Source organism: Mycobacterium sp. (genome assembly GCF_044342925.1).
In the GTDB taxonomy this organism is placed as follows: Bacteria; Actinomycetota; Actinomycetes; order Mycobacteriales; family Mycobacteriaceae; genus Mycobacterium.
Window position 1 is genome coordinate 1 of record NZ_JBIIOV010000223.1, and the last position, 4,218, is coordinate 4,218.

General features: G+C 69.4%; 3 protein-coding genes. 2 read left to right on the forward strand and 1 reads right to left on the reverse strand.

Annotated elements, in window-relative coordinates; genetic code table 11:
* Window positions 1-1,194, reverse strand: a 1,194-nt coding sequence (locus ADBZ6I_RS16320; RefSeq protein ID WP_526385678.1) for an SbmA/BacA-like family transporter, incomplete at its 3' end; no start/stop codon positions are given.
* Window positions 1,195-1,241: 47 nt separating this feature from the next.
* Here ADBZ6I_RS16320 and ADBZ6I_RS16325 point away from each other — a divergent pair.
* Together ADBZ6I_RS16325 and ADBZ6I_RS16330 are read left to right on the forward strand one after the other, a co-directional pair.
* Window positions 1,242-2,867 carry an acetolactate synthase gene (locus tag ADBZ6I_RS16325; RefSeq protein WP_526385680.1) on the forward strand — a complete coding sequence of 542 codons (1,626 nt, stop codon included), beginning with the start codon at window positions 1,242-1,244 and terminating at the stop codon, window positions 2,865-2,867.
* A gap of 40 nt (window positions 2,868-2,907) precedes the next feature.
* Window positions 2,908-4,218: preprotein translocase subunit SecA (locus ADBZ6I_RS16330; protein ID WP_526385682.1), on the forward strand; the 1,311-nt coding region annotated here is incomplete at its 3' end.

Here is a 4,218-nt window from a genome sequence, read left to right on the forward strand (position 1 = left end):
CAGCGAACTGCTGATGCTGGAGAACGCGCTGGACGATTGGGTGACGTCGCCGAAGTTGATTTCCCCGGCGAACAGCCGGGGCGCCTGGACCGCCAGCGGCAGCGGGGTAAGGATCTGGCTCATCGCCAGGTTCCACCCGGTGAAGCCCAGCTGCCGCCGGACGAACGCCCGGTAGTTGGCGATGATGCTGTCGAACCGGGTGCGCAGGATTCCTCGTTCGGTCGCCTCGCCGCGGTAGAAGCCCACCGCTTCGGCGGCGTCCCGCAACCGCACCAGCGCATAGCGGAACGCCGCATTGGTGCGCTCGTTGCGGAAGTTCAGCCGGATCAGGGGCCGGCCGATCCAGAACGCGACCACAGTGGCCAGGAAGATGTAGATGAACGCCACCCAGAACAGCGCCCGTGGCAGCGTGACGTCGAAGAGGGTGACCGGACCGGAGAGGTTCCACAGGATGGGGATGAAGGCCACCACGGTGGACACCGACGAGATGGCGCCGAACACCAGCACCGAGCCGGTTCCGATGACCGGAGTGTTGGGGCTGCCGCCGACGCCGGTGGTGAAGACGTCGATGTCCTGCTGAATACGCTGGTCGGGGTTGTCGGTGTTGTTGTCGGTGAACCTGCCGCGGTAGTAGGCGCGGTCGGACAGCCAGTCAGCCGTCAGCCGGTCGGTGAGCCAGGTGCGCCAGCGGATGATGAAACGCTGGGTCAGGTACAGGTCGAGCATCACCTGGCTGATGTAGATGGTCGCCAGAATGGCGAAGATTCCCAGCGCCACCCAGAATCCGCGGATGGCGTCGGCGCGGATGGCGTCCTCCCCGGCTCCGCCGGCCTGAAAGGCGATCTGCAACGAGGTGTAGAGGTCGTTGCTGAAATAGCTGAGCAGCACGTCGATGCGCACCGAGATCATCACTGAGAGCAGTAGCACTCCCAGCCAGAGCCACACCTTCACCGCATCGCGGCCGGTGAAGTAGGCGCCGGTGATCCGCCAGTACTGCCGGCCCCAGCCGGTGAAGCGGGACAGTAGGAACAGCACCAGCAGGGTCATCGGGGCCGTGAGTGCCCAGGCCTTCGCGATCCACAGCAGGGACGGGATCAGCTCGCCGCCCCAGTCCATCGACGGTTCGTACGGCTCCACTGTCGCTCTCCTCCGTGCCGCAGGTGTCCAGCGCGAAGCTACCGCAGCATCGGGCATTGGGCGCGCACGCCCACGCTGGTCCCCACGCTGGTTAGGCTCAGCTGATGGACAATCCTGTGCACGCCGGACGGCTGATCGCCCGCCGGCTTCGCGCCAGCGGTATCGACACCATGTTCACCCTGTCAGGCGGGCATCTGTTCTCGATCTACGACGGCTGCCGCAGCGAGGGCATCCGGCTGATCGACACCCGCCACGAGCAGACCGCCGCCTTCGCCGCCGAAGGCTGGGCCAAGGTCACCCGGGTCCCGGGCGTGGTCGCGCTGACCGCCGGCCCGGGCGTCACCAATGGGATGAGCGCGATGGCCGCTGCGCAGCAGAACCAGTCGCCGATGCTGGTGCTGGCCGGCCGCGCGCCGGCGCTGCGCTGGGGGATGGGCTCGCTGCAGGAGATCGATCACGTGCCGTTCGTCGCGCCGCTGGCCCGCTACGCGGCGACCGCGCAGTCCGCGGCAGCGGTCGGTGACCGGGTGGACGACGCGCTGCGCGCCGCCGTCGGCGCCCCGTCGGGCGTGGGTTTCGTCGACTTCCCGATGGACCATGTGTTCGGTGAGGCAGCCGACCGCGGCGAACCGGGGGCGCTGACCGAGTTGCCCGCGCAGCCGCCGGCCGACGGAGCGGCGCTCGACCGTGCGGTCGCACTGCTCTGCGCGGCGCAACGCCCGGTGATCATGGCCGGCACCAACGTGTGGTGGGGCCATGCCGAGAAGGAGCTGCTGCACCTGGCCGAGCGGTTGCGAATCCCGGTGCTGGCCAACGGAATGGCCCGCGGCGTGGTGGGCGCCGACCACGACCTGGCGTTCTCCCGGGCCCGCTCGGCGGCGCTGTCGCAGGCCGACGTGGCGCTGGTGGTCGGCGTGCCGATGGACTTCCGGCTCGGCTTCGGCGGGGTGTTCGGGGCGCAGACCGAACTGATCGTCGCCGACCGTGTGCAACCCGATCGCGAGCACCCGCGGGCGGTGGCCGCCGGCCTCTACGGGGATCTGCCGGCGACGCTGACGGCGCTGGCGGGTGCGGTCCCGACCGAGCACCACGACTGGATCGGTGGCCTGCGCACCATCGAGACCGAGGCCCGCGCCGCCGAGGCCGCCGAGCTGGCCGACGACCGCACTCCACTGCACCCGATGCGGGTCTACGCCGAGCTGCTGCCGATGCTGGATCGCGACGCGATCATCGTCATCGACGCCGGCGACTTCGGCTCCTACGCCGGCCGCGTCATCGACAGCTATGTGCCGGGGGCCTGGCTGGACTCCGGCCCGTTCGGTTGCCTCGGGTCGGGGCCCGGTTATGCATTGGCCGCCAAGCTGGCCCGCCCCGATCGGCAGGTGGTGCTGCTGCAGGGCGACGGGGCCTTCGGTTTCTCCGGCATGGAGTGGGACACCCTGGTGCGCCACGGCGTGCACGTGGTCTCCGTCGTCGGCAACAACGGCATCTGGGCGCTGGAGAAGCACCCGATGGAGATGCTCTACGGCTACTCGGTGGTGGCCGATCTGCGCCCCGGCACCCGCTACGACGAGGTGGTGCGGGCGCTGGGCGGCCACGGGGAACTGGTCAGCAGCCCGCACGAACTGCGGCCGGCGCTGCGGCGCGCGTTCGACAGCGGACTGCCCGCGGTGGTCAACACCCTGACCGACCCGGCCGTGGCGTACCCGCGTCGGTCGAATCTGGCCTGACCAACGGTACCGTTGAGACGTGGCACGAACCTCGTCGCGAATGTCAAAAGAGAAGAACCCCAAGACCGGCACCTCCGGCCAGGGCGGCCGGGTAAGCCGCGGATTCTGGCGGCTGCTCGGCGCGTCCACCGACAAGGTCAAGGCCCAGAGCATGGCCGAGGTGGATGCGTCGGCGGCGTTCGACGCCAAGGCCCGCGATCTCGACGACGAACAGCTCGCCAAGGCCGCCGGGCTGCTGGAACTCGAGGAGCTGGCCACCTCGGCCGACATCCCGCAGTTCCTGGCGATCGCCCGGGAGGCCGCTGAACGGACGACCGCACTCCGTCCCTTTGATGTACAGCTGCTCGGGGCGCTGCGGATGATGGCCGGCGATGTCGTCGAGATGGCCACCGGCGAGGGCAAGACCCTGTCCGGCGCCATCGCCGCCGCCGGCTACGCGCTGGCCGGCCACCACGTCCACGTCGTCACCATCAACGACTACCTGGCCCGCCGCGACGCCGAGTGGATGGGGCCGCTGATCGAGTCGCTCGGCCTGACCGTCGGCTGGATCACCGAGGAATCCACCCGCGAGCAGCGCCGCGCCGCCTATCAGTGCGACGTCACCTACGCCTCGGTCAACGAGATCGGGTTCGACGTCCTGCGCGATCAGTTGGTCATCGACGCCGCCGACCTGGTGTCGCCGAACCCCGACGTCGCGCTGATCGACGAGGCCGACTCCGTCCTGGTCGACGAGGCCCTGGTCCCGCTGGTGCTGGCGGGCACCACCCACCGCGAGACGCCGAAGGTCCAGATCGTACGGCTGGTGGGGGAGTTGACTCCGGGCCTCGACTACGACACCGACGCCGACAACCGCAACGTCCACCTCACCGAGACCGGGGCGCAGAAGGTGGAGCGGGCGCTCGGCGGTATCGACCTGTACTCCGAGGAGCACGTCGTCACCACCCTGACCGAGGTCAACGTCGCCTTGCACGCCCACGTGCTGCTGCAGCGCGACGTGCACTACATCGTCCGAGACGGTGCGGTGCAATTGATCAACGCCTCGCGCGGCCGGATCGCCGCGCTGCAGCGCTGGCCGGACGGGCTGCAGGCCGCCGTCGAGGTCAAGGAGGGCATCGAGACCACCGAGACCGGCGAAGTGCTCGACACGATCACCGTCCAGGCGTTGATCAACCGCTACCCGACGGTGTGCGGAATGACCGGCACCGCGCTGGCCGCCGGCGAGCAGTTGCGCCAGTTCTACAAACTGGGTGTCTCGCCGATCCCGCCGAACACGCCCACCGTCCGCGAGGACGAGCCGGACCGCGTCTACATCACCGCCGGGGCCAAGAACGACGCGATCGTCGACCACATC

Coding starts and splice junctions, on each gene's coding strand:
- ADBZ6I_RS16325 (WP_526385680.1), top strand. CDS start 1,242: ATGGACAATCCTGTGCACGCCGGACGGCTGATCGCCCGCCGGCTTCGC.